Source organism: Streptomyces stoeckheimensis (assembly GCF_045822005.1).
GTDB classification, from domain to species: Bacteria; Actinomycetota; Actinomycetes; order Streptomycetales; family Streptomycetaceae; genus Streptomyces; species Streptomyces stoeckheimensis.
Window position 1 is genome coordinate 4,924,567 of sequence record NZ_CP169550.1, and the last position, 21,124, is coordinate 4,945,690.

General features: G+C 73.0%; 21 protein-coding genes. 9 read left to right on the plus strand and 12 right to left on the minus strand.

Going from position 1 to position 21,124, the window contains the following annotated elements:
- Positions 1-136 precede the first annotated feature (136 nt).
- Positions 137-811, plus strand: coding sequence for a pentapeptide repeat-containing protein (locus ACE1OC_RS22505; protein ID WP_407838507.1), 675 nt, complete (start codon positions 137-139; stop codon positions 809-811).
- A 9-nt stretch (positions 812-820) separates the two neighbouring features.
- On the opposite strand, the gene ACE1OC_RS22510 is transcribed toward ACE1OC_RS22505, so the two are convergent.
- The 5 genes from ACE1OC_RS22510 to ACE1OC_RS22530 form a co-directional block, all read right to left on the minus strand.
- Entirely contained in the window at positions 821-1,654 is an 834-nt protein-coding gene (locus ACE1OC_RS22510) for a hypothetical protein (RefSeq protein WP_407838508.1), read from the minus strand.
- An 87-nt stretch (positions 1,655-1,741) separates the two neighbouring features.
- Positions 1,742-2,245 carry a hypothetical protein gene (locus ACE1OC_RS22515; protein ID WP_407838509.1) on the minus strand — a complete coding sequence of 168 codons (504 nt, stop codon included), beginning with the start codon at positions 2,243-2,245 and terminating at the stop codon, positions 1,742-1,744.
- A 120-nt stretch (positions 2,246-2,365) separates the two neighbouring features.
- Positions 2,366-2,974 carry a nuclear transport factor 2 family protein gene (locus ACE1OC_RS22520; RefSeq protein ID WP_407838510.1) on the minus strand — a complete coding sequence of 203 codons (609 nt, stop codon included), beginning with the start codon at positions 2,972-2,974 and terminating at the stop codon, positions 2,366-2,368.
- Between the two features lie 204 nt (positions 2,975-3,178).
- Complete coding sequence (locus tag ACE1OC_RS22525; RefSeq protein WP_274548300.1) at positions 3,179-3,802, minus strand: response regulator; 624 nt, start codon at positions 3,800-3,802, stop codon at positions 3,179-3,181.
- Positions 3,799-4,944, minus strand: coding sequence for a sensor histidine kinase (locus tag ACE1OC_RS22530; protein WP_407841641.1), 1,146 nt, complete (start codon positions 4,942-4,944; stop codon positions 3,799-3,801). Before ACE1OC_RS22530 ends, ACE1OC_RS22525 begins: the two co-directional genes overlap by 4 nt.
- Positions 4,945-5,525: 581 nt before the next feature.
- Between ACE1OC_RS22530 and ACE1OC_RS22535 the strand changes: the two genes are divergently transcribed.
- Both ACE1OC_RS22535 and ACE1OC_RS22540 read left to right on the plus strand, forming a co-directional pair.
- Positions 5,526-6,083: a GlcG/HbpS family heme-binding protein gene (locus ACE1OC_RS22535; protein WP_407838511.1), complete on the plus strand. Its 558-nt coding sequence runs from the start codon at positions 5,526-5,528 to the stop codon at positions 6,081-6,083.
- Between the two features lie 86 nt (positions 6,084-6,169).
- On the plus strand, positions 6,170-7,630 hold the full coding sequence (locus tag ACE1OC_RS22540; RefSeq protein ID WP_407838512.1) for a M1 family metallopeptidase: 1,461 nt from the start codon (positions 6,170-6,172) through the stop codon (positions 7,628-7,630).
- A 6-nt stretch (positions 7,631-7,636) separates the two neighbouring features.
- On the opposite strand, the gene ACE1OC_RS22545 is transcribed toward ACE1OC_RS22540, so the two are convergent.
- A complete protein-coding gene (locus ACE1OC_RS22545; protein ID WP_407838513.1) occupies positions 7,637-8,158 on the minus strand; it encodes a GNAT family N-acetyltransferase in 522 nt (173 codons plus the stop codon).
- 85 nt (positions 8,159-8,243) lie between these two features.
- Positions 8,244-8,819: a TerD family protein gene (locus ACE1OC_RS22550; RefSeq protein ID WP_356508417.1), complete on the minus strand. Its 576-nt coding sequence runs from the start codon at positions 8,817-8,819 to the stop codon at positions 8,244-8,246.
- A gap of 224 nt (positions 8,820-9,043) precedes the next feature.
- On the opposite strand from ACE1OC_RS22550, the gene arfB reads away from it, so the two are divergent.
- On the plus strand, positions 9,044-9,469 hold the full coding sequence (arfB, locus tag ACE1OC_RS22555; protein WP_250744548.1) for an alternative ribosome rescue aminoacyl-tRNA hydrolase ArfB: 426 nt from the start codon (positions 9,044-9,046) through the stop codon (positions 9,467-9,469).
- A gap of 56 nt (positions 9,470-9,525) precedes the next feature.
- On the opposite strand, the gene ACE1OC_RS22560 is transcribed toward arfB, so the two are convergent.
- Positions 9,526-10,131 (minus strand): flavin reductase family protein, encoded by a 606-nt coding sequence (locus ACE1OC_RS22560; protein WP_407838514.1) that lies wholly within the window; start codon positions 10,129-10,131, stop codon positions 9,526-9,528.
- Between the two features lie 297 nt (positions 10,132-10,428).
- Between ACE1OC_RS22560 and cdgB the strand changes: the two genes are divergently transcribed.
- Complete coding sequence (cdgB, locus tag ACE1OC_RS22565) at positions 10,429-12,150, plus strand: diguanylate cyclase CdgB (RefSeq protein ID WP_407838515.1); 1,722 nt, start codon at positions 10,429-10,431, stop codon at positions 12,148-12,150.
- Positions 12,151-12,218: 68 nt separating this feature from the next.
- Complete coding sequence (locus ACE1OC_RS22570) at positions 12,219-13,238, plus strand: carbohydrate-binding protein (protein ID WP_407838516.1); 1,020 nt, start codon at positions 12,219-12,221, stop codon at positions 13,236-13,238.
- A 47-nt stretch (positions 13,239-13,285) separates the two neighbouring features.
- Here ACE1OC_RS22570 and ACE1OC_RS22575 read toward each other — a convergent pair whose 3' ends face one another.
- From ACE1OC_RS22575 to ACE1OC_RS22585, 3 genes are all read right to left on the minus strand, one after another.
- Positions 13,286-14,212, minus strand: a complete 927-nt coding sequence (locus tag ACE1OC_RS22575) for a 1-phosphofructokinase family hexose kinase (RefSeq protein WP_407838517.1) — start codon at positions 14,210-14,212, stop codon at positions 13,286-13,288.
- Between the two features lie 112 nt (positions 14,213-14,324).
- On the minus strand, positions 14,325-15,491 hold the full coding sequence (nagA, locus tag ACE1OC_RS22580; protein WP_407838518.1) for an N-acetylglucosamine-6-phosphate deacetylase: 1,167 nt from the start codon (positions 15,489-15,491) through the stop codon (positions 14,325-14,327).
- Entirely contained in the window at positions 15,491-16,384 is an 894-nt protein-coding gene (locus ACE1OC_RS22585; protein WP_407841642.1) for an ROK family protein, read from the minus strand. Before ACE1OC_RS22585 ends, nagA begins: the two co-directional genes overlap by 1 nt.
- A 320-nt stretch (positions 16,385-16,704) precedes the next feature.
- On the opposite strand from ACE1OC_RS22585, the gene ACE1OC_RS22590 reads away from it, so the two are divergent.
- From ACE1OC_RS22590 to otsB, 3 genes are all read left to right on the plus strand, one after another.
- Positions 16,705-17,991, plus strand: coding sequence for an extracellular solute-binding protein (locus ACE1OC_RS22590; RefSeq protein ID WP_407841643.1), 1,287 nt, complete (start codon positions 16,705-16,707; stop codon positions 17,989-17,991).
- 76 nt (positions 17,992-18,067) lie between these two features.
- A complete protein-coding gene (locus tag ACE1OC_RS22595; protein WP_250744542.1) occupies positions 18,068-18,319 on the plus strand; it encodes a DUF3263 domain-containing protein in 252 nt (83 codons plus the stop codon).
- 90 nt (positions 18,320-18,409) lie between these two features.
- Positions 18,410-19,270 carry a trehalose-phosphatase gene (gene otsB, locus ACE1OC_RS22600; protein WP_407838519.1) on the plus strand — a complete coding sequence of 287 codons (861 nt, stop codon included), beginning with the start codon at positions 18,410-18,412 and terminating at the stop codon, positions 19,268-19,270.
- Positions 19,271-19,691: 421 nt separating this feature from the next.
- Here the strand turns inward: otsB and ACE1OC_RS22605 are convergent, their stop codons facing one another.
- Positions 19,692-21,095 (minus strand): alpha,alpha-trehalose-phosphate synthase (UDP-forming), encoded by a 1,404-nt coding sequence (locus ACE1OC_RS22605; RefSeq protein WP_407838520.1) that lies wholly within the window; start codon positions 21,093-21,095, stop codon positions 19,692-19,694.
- Positions 21,096-21,124: the final 29 nt, after the last annotated feature.

Here is a 21,124-nt window from a genome sequence, read left to right on the forward strand (position 1 = left end):
GGTCGGGGTGTGGGCCGGGGTGGCGGCCGTGGCCGTGGTCTTGGTGGTGGTCATGGGGACAGCCTCCGACCTCAAGCGGGGTTGAGGTCAAGGGATGGTCGGTGGGGTTGTCGGTGGGGTCGGCCAGGATGGGGCGATGGTGCGAAACGGACAGAAGCAGACGGTGAAGGCGGCGCGGCGGCCGGAGGTGCGGCTGCCGGGGCTGAGCGCGTGGGAGGACGCGGAACTGGAGCCGGACGGGGACTACGACGGGCTGGAGTTCCTGGACGCGGGGCTGGCGGGCCAGGACGGGAGGGGGTCCCTGTTCGTGGACTGTGCGCTACGGCGCTGCGCGCTGGACGAGACCGTGCTGGCCAAGGCCCGGTTCCTGGACTCGGTGCTGGACGGCGTCCGGGGCGTCGGGACCGACCTGGCGGGGGCTTCGCTGCGGGACGTGGAGCTGCTGGACGCCCGGCTGGGCGGGGTGCAGCTGCACGGGTCGGTGCTGGAGCGGGTGCTCGTGCGCGGGGGGAAGATCGACTACCTGAACCTGCGCACGGCCCGGCTGAAGGACGTGGTCTTCGAGGGGTGCGTGCTGGTCGAGCCGGACTTCGGGGGTGCGGTGCTGGAGCGGGTGGAGTTCCGGGACTGCGTGGTGCGAGGGGCGGACTTCTCGGGGGCGCGGATGACGGAGGTGGACCTGCGGGAGGCGACGGAGCTGGGGATCGCGCGGGGGGTGGACGCCTTGGCGGGGGCGGTGATCAGCCCGGCGCAGCTGTTCGACCTGGCGCCGGCGCTGGCCGCGCAGGTGGGGCTGAGGGTGGTTCCGTAGCGGGCGCGGTCAGGCGAGTCCCGGCAGGCGGGTCCCGTCAGGTGCGTACGGCCAGTGCGGGTCGTTCCAGCGGTCGGCATCCTCGAGGCCGAGCAGCCGCACGGTGTGGTGGACCTCTTCGGGGGCGCCGTGGGCGCGGAGGCGTGCGGGCGCCCGGCTCGCGAGCCAGGCGGTCAGTTCCGTCCGTACGGCTTCCACCTCCTCGTCCGATTCCGAGGTGAAGACCCACGTCGTCCAGGGGAGTGCGTAACACAGGAGCTCCCATTCCCAGTGGTCGACCGTGTCGGCGAGGTGCTGGTCGGCGACCGGGTGGCGGAGGGATTCCCAGTCCGCGAGCCAGGGGCCGATGGTGCCGGAGGCTTCGGTGCACATCTGGAGGACCTCGCGTGCGGGGAGGGCGGGGTCCGGGGTGAGGAGGGTGTGGGCCCACCAGGCGTGCAGGAACTCCCGTACGGCCGCGCTCTGCGGCGCGGGCCACTGCTGCCACTCGGCGCAGTGGAACGAGTTGCCGACACGGTCGATGTCCCACGCGTAGGCGCCGAGGCCGCCGGTCAGCTCGCGGGCGAACTGCGGCAGGACGCGGCGCAGCACGGCGCCGTGGTCCCTCCAGTCGGTGGTGCTCCAGGTGCGGTGCACGAGGTCGGGGTCGAGGTCAGTGCCGGGGAGCTTCAGCAGGGCGAGCTCCTCCGGGCTGCCCCAGTGGCAGTCGCACTGGCCCTCGTCGGCCGGGGCGGTCATCCCGCGGAAGGTGACGGCCAGCCGGGCCAGCGCCCGGTCGAGTCGTACGCGGGCTGCGGCCTCGGCCGTGGAGGCGGCCGCGGGGGCAGGGGGTTGGTCGGTCATGGTCGGGGGTGCCTCACGGGGACTCCGGGCGTGCGGACCCGAAGGGGGGCGACCCTACCGGCCGGTCGTCCCCGGCAGCCCGGCGGGTCAGGCCGCGACGCGGGGGAAGCGGGACTGGAGGGTCCAGATGACCGGGTTGTCGGCGAGGCCGTCGTGCATGTCGATGAGGTCCGCGATCACGTCGTGAAGGAAGTCCCGGGCTTCGCGGCGCAGCAGGCGGTGGCTGAAGGTGAGGGGGGCTTCCTCCGACGGCATCCAGTCGGCCTCGACGTCCACCCACCCGAAGCGGCGCTCGAAGAGCATGCGGTCCGAGGACTCGGTGAAGTCGATCTCGGCGTACTGCCGGTTGGCCGCGCGGCTGCCGCGCGGGTCCTGGTCGAGCTGCTCGACGATGTCGCACAGCGCCCAGGCGAAGTCCAGTACGGGCACCCATCCCCAGGCTGTGGACACTTCCCGGTCCGCGTTGGTGTCGGCGAGGTAGACGTCCCCGCAGAACAGGTCGTGGCGCAGCGAGTGGACGTCCGCAGAGCGGTAGTCGGTCTGCGGGGGGTCGGGGAAGCGCCGGGAGAGGGAGTAGCCGATGTCGAGCACGTACCGATGGTGTCATGCGTGCGGCGGGAGGTGCCCCGCGCGGCCTGGGACTCATCGGGCTGGGGTGAACCGGGGGACGGTGAACCCGGGGACGGTGAACGCGGCGCAGGGGCCGTCGCGTCAGTTCGGGTAGTTGATCTGGACCGCGGTGCCGTTGTACTGCCAGAGCGGGGAGAAGACGCGCTTGCGGATCTTCCAGACGCCCGCGGACCTCACGTACTCGTCGCGGTAGCGGATGCCGCGCACGACGACGGTCTCCGGGGCGGTGGCGGTGGCCGGGTAGACGAGCTGGGCGGTGGCGTGGCTGTCGCCGGTCGCGGTGTACCGGCCGGTGACGCGGATGTAGGCGTTGGCCGTGACGTGGGTGGAGTAGCCCCAGGCCGCCGCGCCGTCGAGGTTGGCGACGACCGCCTCGATGCCGGACTTGACGATGCCGGCGGTGCCGTCGGGGTGGGCCATCACGGTGAGCGTGGCGTCATCGGTGAAGAGGGTCCGGAAGACCGTCTTGTCCTTGGTGTCGACGGCGAAGAGGTAGGTCTCCAGCAGGCGGTTGATCGCCAGCTCGTCCTCCACCGAACCGGCCGGGCCGTACGCGGCGGCCGACAGGTCCTCGGGCGCGGCGGCGGCGGGGGTCGCGGTAGCGAGGGCGCCGAGCCCGGCTACGGCGGCGCCGGTGCCCAGCATGGGGAGCATGCGGCGGCGTTCCGGGGCGAAATCGGTGGTCGGCATGGCGGGTTCCTCTCGACACGGCTGGTGGTGCCCGGGCCTGCTCGGGGCGGTCCGGGCACTGACGAGCCTGTCGTGTCGCCGCCCGCGGCGGATCGGCGCGGCGTACGAGCGCGATCTCGTACGGATGGACGATGTGATCCGTGCCGGGGGCGAGGGGGGGGGCGAGGGGGGGCGAGGGGGGGCGAGGGGGGGGCGACGACGCCGTCAGGGGAGGAGGCGCTGCTCCTTGGCCACCGAGACCGCGCCCGCGCGGGTGTCGACGCCGAGCTTGTCGTAGATGCGGCCCAGGTGGGTCTTGACCGTGGCCTCGCTGATGAACAGCGCGCGGGCGATGTCGCGGTTGCCGAGGCCGCGGGCGAGCTGGCCGAGGATGTCGAGCTCACGGTCGGTCAGGGTGGGCCGGGTGCCCCGCATGTGGGCCATCACGCGGCTGGCGACGGGGGCGGAGAGCGTGGTGCGGCCCTGGGCGGCGGAGTGGATCGCGGCGAACAGCTCCTCCGGGCGTTCCGCCTTCAGGAGGTAGCCCGTGGCGCCCGCGCCGATGGCCCGGGTGATGTCCGCGTCGGTGTCGTACGTGGTCAGGACCAGGACGTGCGGGGGGTTCTCGGAGGCGGTCGTGATGCGGCGGGTGGCTTCCACGCCGTCGATGCCCTCGCCGAGCTGGAGGTCCATCAGGACCACGTCGGGGCGGAGTTTGGCCGCGAGCGCGACCGCCTCCTCGCCGCTGCCCGCCTCGCCGAGCACCTCGATGTCCGGCTCGCTGCCGAGCAGGGCGAGCAGGCCGGCGCGGACCACGACGTGGTCGTCGCAGAGGAGGATCGTGGTCATGGGGTGTTCTCCAAGGGGATCGACAGGGGGATCGACGCCGACAGGACCGTGCCCTCGCCCGCGGTGGATTCGATGGTCAGGGTGCCGCCGAGCTGGCGGACGCGGGCGCGCATCGCGGGCAGGCCGTGGCCGCGTTCCCCGGCGGCGGCGCGGAGCTGGGTGAAGCCGTGGCCGTCGTCGGCTATGTCCAGGACGACCTGGTCTCCCAGGAAGCTGAGGGTGAGGGCCGCCGTACGGGCCCCCGCGTGCTCCCGTACGTTCGCCAGCGCGCCCTGCGCGATGCGCAGCAGCGCCTGCTCCGCGCGGTCGGGGAGGGGGACCGGCGCGCCCTCCAGGTGGAAGCGGACCTCGATGTCCGGGCCCGCGTCCAGCGCGCGCAGGGCGTCCGGGAGGCCGGCGCCGCCGGCGAGCTCGCGCGGCGCGAGGTCGTGCACCAGGCGGCGGGCCTCGGCGAGGCCGCGCGCGGTGATGTCGGTGGCGGTACGGACGTGCGCGCGGGCGGTGCCAGGGTCCGTGTCCCAGGTGCGTTCGGCGGCCTGGAGGAGCATCTGCTGGCTGGACAGGTGCTGGGCCAGGGTGTCGTGGATCTCCATCGAGAGGCGCTGGCGTTCGGCGAGGGTGCCGGCGCGGCGTTCGGTGGCGGCCAGTTCCCGGCGGGTGCGGATCAGGTCGTCGATCAGGGTGCGCTGGGCCGCCGCCTGGCGCTCCATGTGGATGAACACGGCGGTGGCGAGGGCGGCGACGGCGGGCGGGGCGAGGAGGAGGTTGGGGTCGAAGGGCTCGCCCGGGTCCGAGGCCTGGGCGAGGCGGAGCTGCGCCGCCACGACGAACACGGTGAGCAGGGCGACGAGGACGACGGCCGCACGGGGCGGGAGGGTGCGCAGGGCCGTGTAGAAGAGCGGTACGGCGCACCAGGCGAAGCTCGGGGCGAGGACGACGAGGACCACCCAGACGGCGACGACCAGGCCGAGCCAGAGGAGGCGGCGCACGGTGGGGGCGGCGCCGAGGGCGGGGCCGAGCACGTAGAGCAGGGCCAGGGTGATGCCGAGGGCGATGATCCACGGGGTGCGGGGTTCGTCGGGGTGGCGGAGGAGGAAGCGGGCCACGGAGGCGCCGAGGAGGAGGAAGAACGCGGTGTGCATGACCGTGGCGAGGGCGCGGGTGTCTTGGGGGGGTGGGGTGGTCGGCGGGGTCGCCGGGGGCGGCGGGGCCGATGGGGGCGGTGGGGGCGCGCTGGTCACGGGGTGCTCCTGGGGTGGTGCCGGTCGTTCCATGGTGCCGGGTCGTCTTGTGGTGCGGGTGGGTGCGGCTGCGCGGGGCGTGTCCCCTACCCGCCCTTCGCCCGTTCCCCGGGCTCTGCCCGGACCCGGTCCTCAAGCGCCGGACGGGCTGGGAAGGGGTACCGGGCTGCGCCCGGACCCCTCGGGGCTCCGCCCCGGACCCCGGTCCTCAAGCGCCGGACGGCTGGGACGCCCCCCGGGACGGCGGGGAAGCCCCCCGGGGCGGTTGGGAAGGGCCCCCGGGGGGTGGGAAGGGGCGGGTCGGAGGTTTAGGTAAGCCGCCGTCGGGACCGTCGCGCATCAGCCGATCGGTTGACCCCGGGGTCAACCGGTGGGGGTCGGCTTCGGAGCCGGTACGGGGACGGGGTGGCGGGGGTGGCGGGGAGAGGCTTGGAGCAACGGCAGGACAGCCCGCCGTGCCGACGTTCACAGGAGCAGCAGACATGAAGACCCGCACCCGCGTTCTCACCGGTACCGCCGTCGCCGTCGCCCTCGGCGCGGGAGCCCTCGGCGCGGTCAGCGCCAACGCCGCCCCGGCTTCCGCTCCGGCCGCCGCCCCCGCCGCCGTCGCGAAGAAGGACGGCGACAAGAAGAACTTCACCACCACCACGCACCTCACCATCGACGCCGCCACCCGCGCCGCCCAGGCCGCGCTGGACGCCGCCGAGCAGGAGAACCAGAAGGTGACCGTCGCCGTCGTCGACCGCAACGGCAACACCATCGTCACGCTCCGCGGCGACGGCGCGGGCCCGCAGTCCTACGAGTCGGCGCAGCGCAAGGCCTACACCGCCGTGTCCTGGAACGCCCCGACCTCGGTGCTGGCCGGCCGCCTCGCGCAGGCCCCGAACCTGAAGGACATCCCCGGCACCCTCTTCCTCGGCGGCGGCACCCCCGTCCAGGCCGACGGCGCCCCGGTCGCGGGTGTCGGCGTGGCCGGCGCCCCGAGCGGTGACCTGGACGAGAAGTTCGCCAAGGCCGGCGTGGACGCCCTCGCCAAGTAACTCGCCGGGCAACCTCGCCGGGCAACCTCGCCGGGCGACCTCGCCACGGAGCGAGGACCAGCGCCGCGGGACGTAGTCTCGAACGCGTGGATCACCGCGTTCTCTCCCGCCTGGCCGCCCCTGCCGTCGCCGCCCTGCTCGCCCTCACCACGGGCTGTACGGGGGAGACCGTGCAGGGGCGGCCGGGTGCGTCGGGGGTGCGCGACCCGTTCTTCCCCAAGGCCGGCAACGGCGGTTACCAGGTCGAGCACTACTCCCTGGACCTCGACTACGACCCGGCGGACGGGCAGCTGCACGCCACCGCCGTGATCACCGCCCGTGCCGAGCAGGGGCTCAGCTCCTTCAACCTCGATCTCAGCGGTCTCGAGGTGGAGGGCGTGAGCGTGCAGGGCGAGGGGGCCCGCTTCAACCGCACCGGCAACGAGCTGACGGTGCGCCCCGCCGAGGACCTGGAGCGGGGGGAGGTCTTCCGTACGGAGGTCGACTACTCCGGCCGGCCCAAGGCCGTCACCGACCCCGACGGGTCCGAGGAGGGGTGGATCGTCACCCCCGGCGGCAAGGGCGCGGTGGGCGTCGGCGAACCCGTCGGGTCGATGGCCTGGTTCCCGGGGAACCACCACCCGAGCGACAAGGCCACGTACGACATCACGGTGACCGTCCCCCGGGGGTACGAGGCCGTGTCCAACGGTGAGCTGCGCTCCCGTACGGAGGAGGGCGACGGGCGGACCGCGTTCGCCTGGCACTCCGCGGAGCCGATGGCGAGCTACCTGGCGACCGTGGCCGTCGGGAAGTTCGAGGTGACGACCGGGCGGACCGCCTCCGGGATCCCCGTCTACACGGCGGTCTCGCCCGGGGAGGCGGCGGCGAGCGAGCCGGTGCTCGCGCGGCTGCCCGAGATGGTGGAGTGGGGCATCGGGCGGTTCGGCCCGTACCCCTTCTCCGCGACGGGCGCGATCGTGCTGCCCGCGCACAGCCTCGGCTACGCGCTGGAGACGCAGACCCGGCCGGTGTTCCCCGGGGCGCCGGGCAGCGAGGAGCTGGTGCTGCACGAGCTGGCGCACCAGTGGTTCGGGGACTCGGTGTCGCCGAAGTCCTGGAAGGACATGTGGCTCAACGAGGGCTTCGCCACCTACGCCGAGTGGCTGTGGTCCGAGGACCACGGCGGCCCGAGCGCGCAGCAGCACTTCGACGCCTACGTCGCCGGGGACACCCGCGTCGACGGCGAGGCGGGCTCGGACTGGGGCGCCTTCCCGCCGGCCGCCCCGCGCAACCCGAAGGAGATCTCCGCTTCCCCGGTGTACGGGCGCGGGGCGATGGTCCTGCAACGGGTCCGGCAGGAGGTCGGCGACGCGAAGTTCTTCGCCCTGGTACGCGGCTGGGCGGCCGACCACCGGCACGGGAACGCGAGCACGGCCGACTTCACCGCCTACGCGGAGGAGAAGACGGGCCGTGACCTCACGGAGGTCTGGGACGTGTGGCTGTACGGGAAGGACCGCCCCAAGGCCCCGAAGGCCCCCAAGGACGCGAAGGCGTCGGCGGCGCCGTAGCCCCGCCTACAGCGCCTTGCGCAGGACCGTGCAGGGGCGGCCCATCTCGCGGTCGGCGGCCCCCCGGCGCAGGGTGACGTAGCCCTGGGACTGCCAGAAGGCGAGGGCCTTCTCGTTGGCGTCGAGCACGGCGATCCGTACGCCCGACCGTCCCGCGGCGCGGAAGCGGTCCTCGACCAGGGCGGCCACGGTGCGGCCGTATCCCTCGCGGTGCGCGGTGGCGTCGATGAGCAGCAGGCCGATCCACGGATCGGGGTCCTCGGACGCCGGATCCGGGTGTCGGGCGAGGGTGGCGGCCAGGCCTACGAGGCGTCCGGCGGAGCGGGCGAGGAGGACCTCGGCGCCCTCGTGGGAGAGCTCGTCGGCGAGGGCGGCGGCGACCTGCTCGACCGTGATGCGGCCGGGGTCGGGGAAATCGCCGCTGAGTTCGAAGAACGCGTGGTTGGTCGCGTAGAGCGTGGCGATTTCGGTGAGGACCGGGCCCGGCAGGGCACCGTCCTCGACGGGGGCGAGCGGCAGGAGGATCACGTACCGAACGGTAGCGAAGCCCCCTCCCCGGACGGCCGGGAGGGGGCTCCAGCTGAGACGCGTCCTGGGACGCGGGCGCTCAGGGTCAGACGTTGACGCCGAAGTCCTGGGCGATGCCGGTCAGGCCGGAGGCGTAACCCTGGCCCACGGCGCGGAACTTCCACTCGGCGCCGTTGCGGTAGAGCTCGCCGAAGACCATGGCGGTCTCGGTCGCCGCGTCCTCGGAGAGGTCGTAGCGGGCGATCTCGGTGCCGCCGGCCTGGTTCACGACGCGGATGTACGCGTTGCGGACCTGGCCGAAGTTCTGGCTGCGGGTCTCGGCGTCGTAGATGGAGACCGGGAAGACGATCTTGTCCACGTCGGCGGGCAGGCCGGCGAGGTTGACGTTGATGGCCTCGTCGTCGCCCGCGCCCTCGCCGGTGCGGTTGTCACCGGTGTGGACGATGGTCTGGTCCGGGGTGGACTTGTTGTTGAAGAAGACGAAGTGGCCGTCGGAGACGACCTTGCCCTGCGCGTTGACCGCGATGGCCGAGGCGTCCAGGTCGAAGTCGACACCGGTGGTCGTGCGGGTGTCCCAGCCGAGGCCGACCGTGACGGCCGCGAGGCCCGGGGCCTCCTTGCTGAGCGAGACGTTTCCGCCCTTGGAGAGGCTTACTGCCATGGTGACTGGTGTCCCTTCCTAGTCTCACTTGGTCTCACTTGTCGTATCGACCGTGAGGCTGCCCAAGTTACCGCTGACCTCCATAACGCGGGGAGGGGGGCGCGAGGTTCCGCATTCGGGGAAATGTCCGTGGTCCGGTCCGTGGTCCGGTCCCAGTACCGGTCGGCGTACCGGTCCGGGAAATGCGGGTGACGGGGTCCCGGCGGGCACGGATCATAGGGGGCATGCCTGGTCCCTATGTCATCCGCGGTTCGGTCGTGCTCCCCGAGGGCGAGCTCGCCTGGCGCTTTTCGCGGTCTTCGGGGCCGGGCGGCCAGCACGTGAACACCTCGGACTCGCGCGTGGAGCTGCTCTTCGACGTCGCGGCGACGAAGTCGCTGCCCGACGTGTGGAAGGAGCGGGCGCTGGAGCGCCTCGCGTCCCGGCTGGTCGACGGGGTGGTGACGGTACGGGCCTCCGAGCACCGCTCGCAGTTCCGCAACCGGGAGATGGCGCTGGTCCGGCTGGCCGCGCTGCTGGCCGAGGCCACGGCGCCGCCGCCGAAGGCGCGCCGGGCGACGAAGATCCCCCGGGGGATCAACGAGCGGCGACTGCGCGAGAAGAAGGCCCGCGGCGAGACCAAGCGGGGCCGCAACGCGCGGGACTGGTAGCGCAGGGCCGGGTGGCCGACCGGGACCGGGCCGGGGATCGGGGGACTGCCCCCGGCTCAGGGCGCCAGGTGCCGGTAGCGCCCCCGGAAGTACGTCAGCGGCGGGGAGTCCGGCGCAGGCTGGGCGGCGGTGAGGACGTGGCCGACGACCAGGGTGTGGTCGCCCGCCTCGACGCGGTTCTCAGTACGGCACTCCAGGGTGGCCAGCGCCCCCGACAGCAGCGGGGCGCCGGAGACGCCGCCGCGGGTGTGGGGCAGGTCCGCGAAGAGCAGCCGGTCGCTGATGCGGTTCTTCATCGAGAACCGGCTCGCGATCTGGAGCTGGTGGTCGGCGAGCACCGATACCGCCCACAGCGGCTGCTCGGCCAGCAGGTCGTCCATCCGGGAGCCCTCGCGCACGCTGACGAGGACCAGCGGTGGTTCCAGGGACACGGACATGAAGGCGGTCGCCGTCATGCCGACGTCCTCGCCGCGCGGACCGCCGGCCGACAGGGGCGGCTCCTGCGCGGTGATCAGGCACACGCCCGCCGCCAGTCGGGACATCGCGGCCCGGAACTCGTCGTTGCTCACCCCCTCAGCATGGGGTGCGGGTACGGAAAGTGGTGTCACGGGGGTCGTAGGGGGCACGGTCGGGACGCTACTGTCACCCCTCGCGCGGCGCATCGGGCGGAAGTCCGAGCAGCGCCCCCGCCCGTCGGCCTAGGCCGCCCCGGACCGCCGCGGATCCCGGCATATCGTTTGCTACCGGGAACAGATCGGACGAACTGGCTGGAATGAACCCGAGTGGGGCGGGGCGGCGGCCACTCTTATTCATCTCATGTGACTTGAGTCACAGAGAGCAAGATTTGTTGACCCTGTGTACCTGCCGCACAGCTCACTGTGATTCAGTGGACGGGACACCGCAACGAAGCGCCGATGACAAACCTGGAGTTGCTGTCGAGGTCTCGGGGAGAGCGAGCAATGGAGACCGAGTCGGAGCCGTACGTCCGTCTTGCGACCCTGCGGCAGCTGCACCGGGTGGTGGCCGAGCTCAATACGGCCCGGAGCCTGGCGGACACCCTGCAGACCGTCGTCGACGGCATCGTCCTCGGCCTCGGCTACGAACTCGCCTGCGTCAACCTCGTTCGCCCCGACGGTGATCTGGTCGTCGCCGCCTTCGCCGGAGACCCCGCCGCAGAAGCCCTGATCACCGGCCGCGTCGGCTCACGCGCCTCCTGGGAACGCCGCCTGACGATGGGCGAGAACTGGGACGGCCTGCGCTTCATCCCGCACACCGAGGGCTGGGTCCTCGTCGAGGACGACGTCCCGCAGTGGCACACCGAGGGCCCCGACCCGCGGTTCGAGGACGAGTGGCACCCCGAGGACCGGCTCTACGCCCCCATGTACGCCTCCGGCGGCGAACTGCTCGGCGTGGTCTCCGTCGACCGCCCGCGCAACGGACGCCGGCCCGGCGCCTGGGGCCGCGAAGCCCTCCAGATGTACGCCTTCCAGGCCGCGATTGCCATCAGCAACGCACGGCTCCGCGCCAACATGCAGCGGGCCCTGGTCCGCCTGGAGCGCGAACAGCAGGCCCTGCGCGCCAGTGAAGAGTCGTTCCGCCAGGCCTTCGAGTACGCGCCGAGCGGCATGGCCATCGCCGAGATGGGCGGCGACCAGCACGGCCGCCTGCTGCGCACCAACGACGCGCTGTGCCGGCTGCTGGGACGGCCCGCCTCCGTGCTGCGCCGGTACTCCTTCTCCGACCTCGTGCACCCCGAGGACATCGGCACCCTGCTGCGCACCTCCGCCGAGGGCGGCCGCGCCGAGCTGAGGCTGGGGCGGCGCGACGGTACGTACGTCTGGGTCTCGCTGCGCAACTCCGTCGTGGCCGACGCCGCCGACGGGCCGCGCTTCCTGCTCACCCACGTCGAGGACATCGAGGAGCGCAAGCGGCACGAGCTGCAGCTCGCCCACCGGGCCAGCCACGACTCGCTGACCGGCCTGCCCAACAGCGCCGAGCTCCGCTCCCGGCTCGGGGCCCGGCTCTGCCGCCGCCCGCAGTCCGTGCGCGCCACCGCCGTGGAGGCGCTGGACGCCGCCTTCGAGACGCGGCCCTCGGTGGAGGGGCCCGGCGGGCACGGGTCGCACGGCGAGCACGCAGCGCACGGCGAGCACGGGTTCCGGCCCGACGGCTTTCCGGAGCCCTTCGAGTTCCCCGGCGGCGCTGGCGGCGGCTCGGCCGCGGTGGGCCCGTACGACCACCACGTGCACACGGTCGCGCCGGCGACGGACATCGACGACGGTACGAAGGGGCTCGCGGTGCTCTTCTGCGACCTCGACGGGTTCAAGTCGATCAACGACCGGTTCGGTCACCACACCGGCGACGCGGTCCTGATCGAGGTGGCCCGGCGGCTGACGACCGGTGTCCGCGACGGGGACACGGTGGCCCGGCTGGGTGGTGACGAGTTCGTCGTCCTCGCCGACGGGCTGGGCGCCGCCGACGCCGCCGACCTCGCCGTGCGGCTGCGCAACGCCATCATCCCGCCGATCCGGGTCGACGGCCGCGCGGTCCGCGTGGGAGCCAGTTTCGGCATCGGCTGGGCGAGCTGCGGCATGTCGGCCGACGAGGTGCTGCGCTCCGCCGACCAGCGCATGTACATCGAGAAGCGTTCCCGTTCGAAGGCGCACCGCAGGGCCGGGTAAACTCTCGGGCCGCCCGTGGGCGCACCTGTTCGGGGTAGGCTCCCCGGGGTCGAAAGGAGTGACCTGCGATGACGACGCCCGCGAACCACGGCCCGAACAACGGGGCGAACCAGCCCGAGGATGACGACCCGTTCGGCTACCTCTACGAGGACGGCCAGGCCGCGGGGGCCACCCCGCCCGGGCAGGGCGGCGGGTACGGCTACCCGGGACCGGCCGGCGGCCAGCCGGGCGTGCCCCGGACCTCGTACAACCAGGTCCGCACCGTCGGTGACCGGCCCCAGCGCGGTCAGCGCGGGCCCGTTCCCTATCAGCAGGGCCCGCAGCAGCCCCCGGCCTACCAGGCGCAGTACCAGGCCCCCGAGGCGCTCCAGGCGGGCGGCTACGGCGTTCCGCCGCAGCAGCAGCCCCCGCAGTACACCCAGTCCGTCCCACTGCCGGGCTCCGGCGGCGGCCACGGTGGCGGCGGCTCCAGCCGCAAGGGCATGCTCATCGCGGCCGTCGCGGTGGTCGCCGCGGTGGCGATCGGCATCGGCGCGGCGGTGATCTTCGGCAAGAAGGACGACGCCGACAAGAACAAGAACACGGCGAACACGGGCCAGAGCCCGTCGGCCCCCGCCCCGAACACCCCGTCGGGCCAGCCGAGCGGCTCCGCCCCGGTGGACGCCCCGCTCCCCAAGGGCGACGCGGGCGGCTCGGGCATGGTGATCAGCGGGGGCGCTGCGCTGGAGAGCGCGGTGCCGGGCGCCAAGAGCGCGGGCGGCCAGTACGTCGGCGGCTTCACCCAGCAGGGTGCCGCCGTCACCTGGACGCTGGAGGTCCCCAAGGCAGCCGAGTACACGTTCCGGATGTACTACGGCGTGCCCGGCAAGGACGCCAGCATGACGCTGACGATCAACGGCCAACCGCAGAGCCGTGCGATCAACATGAAGAACTTCGCGAAGGCCGGCGAGGGTGACTGGGCCAAGGGCTGGACCAACACCTACTCGTACGTGAACCTCAAGCAGGGCACGAACACCATCAAGATCTCCTGCGAGTCGGGCAACTCCTGCGAGGCGGTCATCGACCAGTTCATCCTCGAGAAGCGCTGAGTCCCCACACGGTCGGGGCCCGTCCGGGCCTGCGGGAGCGGCCGGAGCTACGCGTCCTCCGTGACCTTGACCGACCCCCGTACCTCCTCGTAGGTGCGGGGGTCGAAGTCTCCCGCCGTGGGGGACGTGACCGTGGCTGCCGAGAGGGCTACCGCTCGGGTCAGGCGGTCCGGCCAGGGCAGGCCTTCGGTGAGGGCCGAGAGGAGGCCCGCGACCGCGGAGTCGCCGGCGCCGGTGGGGTTGCCCGTCAGGGTGCGGGGCGGGGCCGCCCGCCAGGTGCCCAGGGCGGTGGCGGCGAGGAGTCCGGCCGGGCCGAGCGAGGTGACCACCGCGTGGGCCCCGCGGCGGCGGGCGTCGCGGGTGGCGGGGAGCGGGTCGCGGGACCCGGTCAGCTCGGCGAGCTCGGCGGCGTTCGGTTTGATCACGTCGGGGCGGGCGGCGACCCCGCGGCGCAGGGCCTCGCCGCTGGTGTCGAGGAGGACGGGCACGCCGGCCGCGCGGGCCGCCCGTACGAGGGTGGCGTAGGCCCCCACGGGCACGCCCGGGGGCAGGCTGCCGCACAGGGCCACCGCGCGGGCGCCGCCCGTCAGCAGGGCCTCGTAGCGGGAGAGGAACCCGGACCACTCGGCGGCGGTGATCAGCGGGCCGGGTTCGTTGAACTGCGTGGTGTCCCCGGAGGCCTCGTCGACGACGGCCAGGGTGCGCCGGGTGGTGCCCGCGCAGGGGACCAGCTCGTCGCGGACGCCGGGGGAGGAGGTGGCGAGCCGTTCGCGTACGAGGTGGCCCGTGGGGCCGCCCGCGAAGCCGGTCGCGGTGACCTCGTGGCCGATCGCGGCGAGCACGCGGGCCACGTTCAGGCCCTTGCCGCCGGGGCGTTCGGTGACCTCGGTGACGCGGTGGGAGGCGTGCGCGAGCAGGCGCGGTACGCGGTAGGTGACGTCGAGTGCGGTGTTGAGCGTCACGGTCAGGATCATGGCGGGCCCCGGGGTTTGGTGGTGCGGGGATCATGCCAAATGGGGGAGCGGTCGGCCCAGTACCCCGGGCCGACCGCTTTTCCGGCTCGTAGCGGCTCGTCTCCGGCCCGTGTCAGTTGCCCGCGCCCGGGTCGACGATCCATTCGCCGCGCCGCATGACGCCGCGGACGTCGAAGGCGGAGTCGAGGACGACGAGGTCCGCGTACTTTCCGGGCTCCAGCGAGCCGACCCGGTCGTAGACCCCGATCAGCTTGGCCGGGTTGGCGGAGATCGCCTGGACCACGGACTCGACGGGGAGCTTGTCGAGGGTGACCGACCGCTTGAAGGCGGTGTCCAGGGTGAGGGTGGAGCCCGCGATGGAGCCGCCCTCGACGAGGCGGGCGACGCCCTCCTTGACCTCCACTTCGAGCGGCCCGAGGTGGTAGGTCCCGTCGCCGAAGCCGGCCGCGTCCATCGCGTCGGTGATCAGCGCCACCCGGTGCGCGCCGGCGTGGTGGAAGGCCAGTTCCAGCATGGCGGGGTGCAGGTGGACACCGTCGTTGATGAGCTCGACGGTGACCCGCTCGTCCTCCAACAGGGCCGCGATGGGGCCCGGGGCGCGGTGCTCCAGGCCCGGCATCGCGTTGTAGAGGTGGGTGGCCACGGTCGCGCCCGCCCCGATGGCTTCGAGCGTCTGCTCGTAGGTGGAGTCCGTGTGGCCGATCGCCGCGATGACCCCGTGCTCGGCGAGCAGCCGTACGGAGTCCAGGCCGCCGGGGAGCTCGGTGGCGAGGGTGAACATGCGGGCGGCGCCGTGCGAGGCGTCGATCAGCTTGCGGACCTCGGCCGGGTCGGGGTCGCGCAGCAGGTCTTCCTTGTGCGCGCCCTTGCGGCAGGGGTTGATGAAGGGGCCCTCGAAGTGGATGCCCGCGATGTCGCCCTGCTGGGTCAGCTCGGCGAGCAGTCCGGCGCGGCGGGCGAGCTCGTCCAGGTCACCGGTGACGGTGGAGGCGACCAGGGTGGTGGTGCCGTGCTCGCGGTGGGTCCGTACGCCCTTGAGCACCTCCTCGGCGGTGCCGGAGGTGAAGGAGGCACCGCCGCCGCCGTGGTTGTGCATGTCGACGAAGCCGGGAACGATCCAGTGGCCGGTCAGGTCGACGACGGCCGCGTCCTCGTGGGCGCTGCCGGCGATGCGGTCGCCGTCGACGATGAGGCGCCCGCCCTTGACGACGCCCGTGGGCAGCACCACGTCGGCGCCGGAGAGAACGGTGCTGCGGCCCACATGTGCGCTTCCGGACATCAGGCAGGTACCTCCGTGGCGAGTAGATCCCAGGCGAGCAGCCCTGCACCCAGGCATCCGGCGGTGTCCCCGAGGGCCGCCGGAACGATGTGGGGCAGCCGCTGGAACGTCACGCGTTCCTCGACGGCCGTCCGTAGTGGTGTGAACAAGGTTTCCCCGGCCTCGGCCAGTCCGCCACCGATGATCAGCGTGCGCGGGTCCAGCAGGGTGATCGCGGTGACCAGCCCGTCGGCCAGGGCGCCGATGGCGGCGAGCCAGACCTCCAGGGCGCGCTCGTCGCCGGACTCCACGGCCTTGGCGCAGTCCGCGGCGTCCGCCTCGGGGTCGCCGGAGGCGGCCGCCCAGGCGCGGCTGACGGCGGAGGCGGAGGCGAGGGTCTCCAGGCAGCCGCTCTGGCCGCAGCCGCAGGCGGGGCCGCCGGGGCGGACCACGATGTGGCCGATCTCGCCCGCGTACCCGTGCGCGCCGGCCTCGATGCGGCCGGCGATGCCGATGGCTCCGGCGATGCCGGTGCCGAGGGGGACGAACAGGAAGCGGTCGGCGCCGCGGCCCGCGCCGATGCGGCCCTCGGCGAGTCCGCCCGTGCGGACGTCGTGGCCGAGGGCGACCGGGATGCCGCCGAGGCGTCTGCCGAGCAGTTCGCGCATGGGGACGTCGCGCCAGCCCAGGTTCGCCGCGTAGACGGCGATCCCGTTCTCGGCGTCGACGATGCCGGGTACGGCCACGCCGGCCGCGGAGGCGGCGGTGCCGAAGCGTTCCCGGCCGAGGTCGAGGAGCTCGGCGGCGAAGTCCTGGATCGTCTCGACGACGGCTTCGGCGCCCCGCTCACGGCCGGTGGCGCGGCGCGCCTCGTGGAGCAGGGTGCCGTCGGCGGCGACGAGGGCGGCCTTCATCCCAGTGCCGCCCACATCGAGGGCGATGACGTGTTTCACGGGTTTCACGGGTGACAGTCTCGCGTGATTGGAGTGCAAAGGTCTAGTCCACTGAGAGGGATTGTTGAGTGGCCATACAAATTCGGGACCTTCGTCGGTGAGCGACGTCCGTACGTGCGTCTGTACGTGCGTGCGTACGTGCGTGCGCGTGCAGGCCGTGTGCACGTTTGGTCCCGGATGTTGACCAGGCTCAAAAGTGGTGTAGACCTTTACGCGAATCGTACGGAACAACCTGGGGTGGAACGAGAACTGTGAAGGCCCGAACTGTCCAGGCCAGAAAGCTGAACCTCGCCGCGTCCGGCCTCGTACTGTGCCTGACCACCGTGACGCTGACCGGCTGCGGCGCCGTGTCGGGTCTCGCAGGGGACAACGAGGTCACCCTCAAGGTCGTGGCGGCCGACTACGGGGACAAACCGGAAAACTCCTCCAAGCCGTACTGGAAGGAGCTCGCCGCGTCCTTCGAGAAGAAGCACCCCGGCATCAAGGTCCAGGTCGACGTCTACTCCTGGACCGACGTCGACGCCAAGGTCGCCGAGATGGTCAAGGCCGGCGAGGCCCCCGACATAGCCCAGATCGGCGCCTACGCCGACTACGCCGCCGAGGGCAAGCTGTACTCCGCCGACGAGCTGCTCTCGGTCACCACCGAAGCCGACTTCCTCGCGCCGCTCGCCGACGCGGGCAAGGTCAGGCGCAACCAGTACGGCCTGCCCTTCGTGGCCAGCACCCGGCTGATGTTCTACAACGAGAAGCTCTTCGCCGACGCCGGCATCATCCCCAAGGACGGCAAGACCCCCTGGCAGCCCAAGAGCTGGGCCGAGCTGGAGGCCGCCGCCAAGAAGCTCAAGGCGGCCGGCGTCCCGACCCCCCTCGCGCTGCCCCTGGGCCGCGAGGAGGCGCAAGCCGAGACCATGCAGTGGCTGCTCGCGGGAGGCGGAGGCTACGCCGACAACGAAGAGAACTACTCGATCGACTCCGCGGACAACGTCAACACCCTGAAGTTCCTGCGCGACAAGCTCGTCGGCGCGGGCCTGACCGGCCCCGTCGAACCGGCCAAGCTCAACCGCCAGGACGCCTTCGACTCCTTCTCGCGCGGCGAGGTCGGCATGCTCAACGGGCACCCGACCCTGCTCAAGCAGGCCGCCGCGAAGGGCGTGAAGTACGGCATGACCCCCATGCCGACCGCCGACGGGGCCGGCCACCCGACGATGGGCGTCGCCGACTGGGTGATGGCCTTCAAGACCGGCCACCAGACGCAGTCGGGGAAGTTCCTGGACTTCCTTTACGAGGCGAACAACGTGACGGCCTTCACCGAGAAGTACGACCTGCTCCCGGTCACCACCAGCGGCTCCCGGGCGATGGAGGCCGCGACGGGAGCCTCCTCGGCGGAGCTGAAGACCTTCCTGCACGCGCTGCCCAACGCGCGGCTCTACCCGGTGGGCAAGAAGTCCTGGGCGGCCGTGAGCGAGGACGTCAAGAAGAACATCGGCACGGCCGTGCAGCCCGGCGGACAGCCCGAGAAGGTCCTCGGGGACCTCGCGGAGATGGCGCGCAAGGCGGAGCCCCGCTGATCGGGCCCGGTCGGCGCTGATCGGCACCGATCGGCGCCGACCGGGGGCTGTCGGAGGGCGGAGTTAATCTGGCCGTATGACGGACGCGGACGAGAGGCCGCCGGCCGGGCTGAGCGCCGACGAAGCGGCCGTACTGGCCTACGAAGGCCGCACCTGGCCCGGGCCGGGCGCCAAGGAACGGGCCATAAGGGAAGGACTGGGGATGCCCCCGGTCCGGTACTACCAGCTGCTCAACGCGCTGATGGACGATCCCAGGGCGCTGGAGCACGCACCGGGCACCGTGAACCGCCTGCGGCGCATCCGGGAGGCCCAGCGGGCGAGGCGGTAGCGGCCGTGGCCCGTGCCACAGCGGTCGCCCGCGCCACGGCCGTGGCTCGCGCCATAGCCGTGGCCCGGCAGGGCCGTTAGGGTCGTGCGTATGGGGAGCCATCCGCACGATCTGCCGATGCCCGTCACCACCGCCGGACGCGAGGGACTCGAAGCCCTCCTCCGCACACCGCGCCGCTCCGTCGTCGCCCTCGACTTCGACGGCACCCTCGCCGACATCGTCCCCGACCCCGACCAGGCGCGGGCCCACCCCGGAGCCGTCCCCGCGCTGGCGGCCCTCGCCCCCGAGGTCGGCTCCATCGCGGTCGTCACCGGCCGGCCGGCCGGGGTCGCCGTCCGCTACGGGGGCTTCGCCGGGGTCCCCGGACTCGAGCACCTGGTCGTGCTCGGGCACTACGGAGCCGAGCGCTGGGACGCCGTGAGCGGCATCGTGCACGCTCCGGCCGAGCATCCGGGGGTGGCGGCGGTCCGGGCGGAGCTGCCCGGGTTCCTGGACGCGATCGGCGCGTGGCGCGGGACCTGGATCGAGGAGAAGGGCCAGGCGCTGGCCGTCCACACCCGCCGTGCGGCCGACCCCGAAGCGGCCTTCGCGGCCCTGCGCGAGCCCCTGGCGGGGCTTGCGGCCCGGCACGGCCTGATGGTCGAACCGGGGCGGGCCGTACTGGAGCTGCGGCCGCCCGGGATGGACAAGGGCGTCGCCCTCACGGAGTACCTCGCGGAGGTGGGCGCGGAGGCCGTGCTCTACGCCGGGGACGACCTGGGGGACCTCGCGGCGTACTCGGCGGTGGAGAAGCTGCGGGCCGGGGGGATGCCGGGGCTGCTGCTGTGCAGCGGCTCGGCGGAGGTCCCGGAACTCGCCGCCCGCGCGGACCTGACCCTGTCCGGGCCGTCTCAGGTCGTCACCTTCCTGTCCGCACTGGCCGCGGCGCTGCGCACGCCTACTCCTCTTTAACGCGCCGCTCGCACCGCTGCGCGGGCTTCGCGTCGCTGCGCCGGACTCCGTCCGGCGGTGGCCGGTCGGGGCTGTCGCCCCTGCCGTCCCGGCGTGGGGTCCGGTGGGCGGGTGCGGCTGGGTGGGCCCTGCGGGGCGAGTTCCCCTACCCGCCCTTCGCCCGTTCCCCGGGCTCTGCCCGGACCCGCGCCTCAAACGCCGGAGGGGCTGGATTTTCGCCGGCGTCGGCCAAAATCAGCCTCGCCGGCGTTTGAGGCGCGGGGTCTGGGGCGGAGCCCCAGGGGGTCCGGGCGCAGCCCGGGGCCCTGCTTTCAGCCCGTCCGGCGTTTGAGGACCGGGTCCGGGCGGCGCCCGGGGAACGGTGGAAGGGCGGGTCGGGGACTTTGCCCCGCGCAGCGGGGAGCGCTCGGGGCCGGGAGGGTCAGGTGCGGAGGGCGTCCAGTTGGGACGTGAGCCACTGGGTCGGGGGGAGGGCCGTGGCGGCCACCGCGAGCCGCTTGGTGCGGTCCGCCCGCTCCGCCGCCGGCATGGTGAGCGCGGTGTGCAACGCCTCCGCCGTGGCCGTCACGTCGTACGGGTTCACCGTCAGCGCGTCCGCGCGGAGTTCCTCGTACGCCCCCGCCCCGGTGGACAGCACCAGCACGCACCCCGCCTCCGAGACCACCGGGATCTCCTTCGCGACGAGGTTCATGCCGTCCCGCACGGGATTGACCAGCGCCACGTCCGCCAGCCGGTACGCCGCCAGCGACCGCGCGAAGTCGTCCTCGACGGAGACGAGCACCGGCTGCCAGTCGCCCGTGCCGAACTCCGCGTTGATCGCCGCCGCCAGCTCCCGCACCGACTCGGTGTACTCCCGGTAGACGGTCAGGTCCTGCCGGGAGGGGTACGCGGAGGCCAGGTGGACCACCCGCTCCCGCCATTCGGGGTGGACCGTGAGCAGCTCCCGGTAGGCGAGGAGTCCGCGGAGGATGTTCTTCGACAGTTCCGTGCGGTCGACGCGGACGATCGTCTTCAGGTCGCCGACCTCCGCCCGCAGCGCCGCCAGCTTGTCGTCCACCTCCGGCCGGTGCGCGAGCGCGCGCAGTTCGTCCGCGTCCACGCCGAGGGGATACGGGGTCACGTGCGTGAACCGGTCCTGGTGCCGCACCCCGCGCTCGGGACCGGCCGGGACCGAGCCCTGCGTCGCGCCGCTGATGAAGTTGTCCGCCCACTCCTGGGTGTGGAAGCCGAGGCGGTCCGCCCCGAGCATCCCCCAGAGCAACTGGCTCCGGATGTCGTCCGGGAGCATGCGCAGGAAGTCCCACGAGGCCCACGGCGTGTGCGTGAAGTGGCCGATGCGCAGGTCGGGGCGCAGCTCGCGGAGCATTCCGGGGGCGAGGGCCAGGTGGTAGTCCTGGATCAGGACTACCGCACCCTCGGCCGCCTCCTCCGCGAGCGCTGCCGCGAAGGTCTCGTTGTACGTGACGTACGAGCCCCAGCGCCGCCGGAACTCCGCGTCGAAGACCGGCTCGCGCGGGATCTCGTACAGGTGGTGGTGGAGGAACCACAGCACCGAGTTCGCGATGCCGTTGTACGCGCCGTCGTAGACCTCCGGGTCGATCGGCAGCATCCGTACGCCCGGTTCGGCGACCCCCCGCCGTACCGCCTCCCGGTCCGCGTCCGACAGTGCCGCGCAGATCCACAGCGCCCCGGGCTGCTCGGCGAGGGCGGTGGAGAGGCCGGAGACGAGGCCGCCCCCGCCGCGGCGGGCACTGAGCGTGCCGTCCGCGGCGAGGGCGTACGAGAGGGGGCCGCGATTCGCGGCGACGAGCACCTGGGAAGCCATGCGGCGAACCTAGCCCGCCTCGCCTCCGG

Coding starts and splice junctions, on each gene's coding strand:
- ACE1OC_RS22505 (WP_407838507.1), top strand. CDS start 137: ATGGTGCGAAACGGACAGAAGCAGACGGTGAAGGCGGCGCGGCGGCCG.
- ACE1OC_RS22510 (WP_407838508.1), bottom strand. CDS start 1,654: ATGACCGACCAACCCCCTGCCCCCGCGGCCGCCTCCACGGCCGAGGCC.
- ACE1OC_RS22520 (WP_407838510.1), bottom strand. CDS start 2,974: ATGCCGACCACCGATTTCGCCCCGGAACGCCGCCGCATGCTCCCCATG.
- ACE1OC_RS22525 (WP_274548300.1), bottom strand. CDS start 3,802: ATGACCACGATCCTCCTCTGCGACGACCACGTCGTGGTCCGCGCCGGC.
- ACE1OC_RS22530 (WP_407841641.1), bottom strand. CDS start 4,944: ATGCACACCGCGTTCTTCCTCCTCCTCGGCGCCTCCGTGGCCCGCTTC.
- ACE1OC_RS22535 (WP_407838511.1), top strand. CDS start 5,526: ATGAAGACCCGCACCCGCGTTCTCACCGGTACCGCCGTCGCCGTCGCC.
- ACE1OC_RS22550 (WP_356508417.1), bottom strand. CDS start 8,819: ATGGCAGTAAGCCTCTCCAAGGGCGGAAACGTCTCGCTCAGCAAGGAG.
- arfB (WP_250744548.1), top strand. CDS start 9,044: ATGCCTGGTCCCTATGTCATCCGCGGTTCGGTCGTGCTCCCCGAGGGC.
- ACE1OC_RS22560 (WP_407838514.1), bottom strand. CDS start 10,131: ATGCGCCGCGCGAGGGGTGACAGTAGCGTCCCGACCGTGCCCCCTACG.
- cdgB (WP_407838515.1), top strand. CDS start 10,429: ATGGAGACCGAGTCGGAGCCGTACGTCCGTCTTGCGACCCTGCGGCAG.
- ACE1OC_RS22570 (WP_407838516.1), top strand. CDS start 12,219: ATGACGACGCCCGCGAACCACGGCCCGAACAACGGGGCGAACCAGCCC.
- ACE1OC_RS22575 (WP_407838517.1), bottom strand. CDS start 14,212: ATGATCCTGACCGTGACGCTCAACACCGCACTCGACGTCACCTACCGC.
- nagA (WP_407838518.1), bottom strand. CDS start 15,491: ATGTCCGGAAGCGCACATGTGGGCCGCAGCACCGTTCTCTCCGGCGCC.
- ACE1OC_RS22585 (WP_407841642.1), bottom strand. CDS start 16,384: ATGAAGGCCGCCCTCGTCGCCGCCGACGGCACCCTGCTCCACGAGGCG.
- ACE1OC_RS22595 (WP_250744542.1), top strand. CDS start 18,068: ATGACGGACGCGGACGAGAGGCCGCCGGCCGGGCTGAGCGCCGACGAA.
- otsB (WP_407838519.1), top strand. CDS start 18,410: ATGGGGAGCCATCCGCACGATCTGCCGATGCCCGTCACCACCGCCGGA.
- ACE1OC_RS22605 (WP_407838520.1), bottom strand. CDS start 21,095: ATGGCTTCCCAGGTGCTCGTCGCCGCGAATCGCGGCCCCCTCTCGTAC.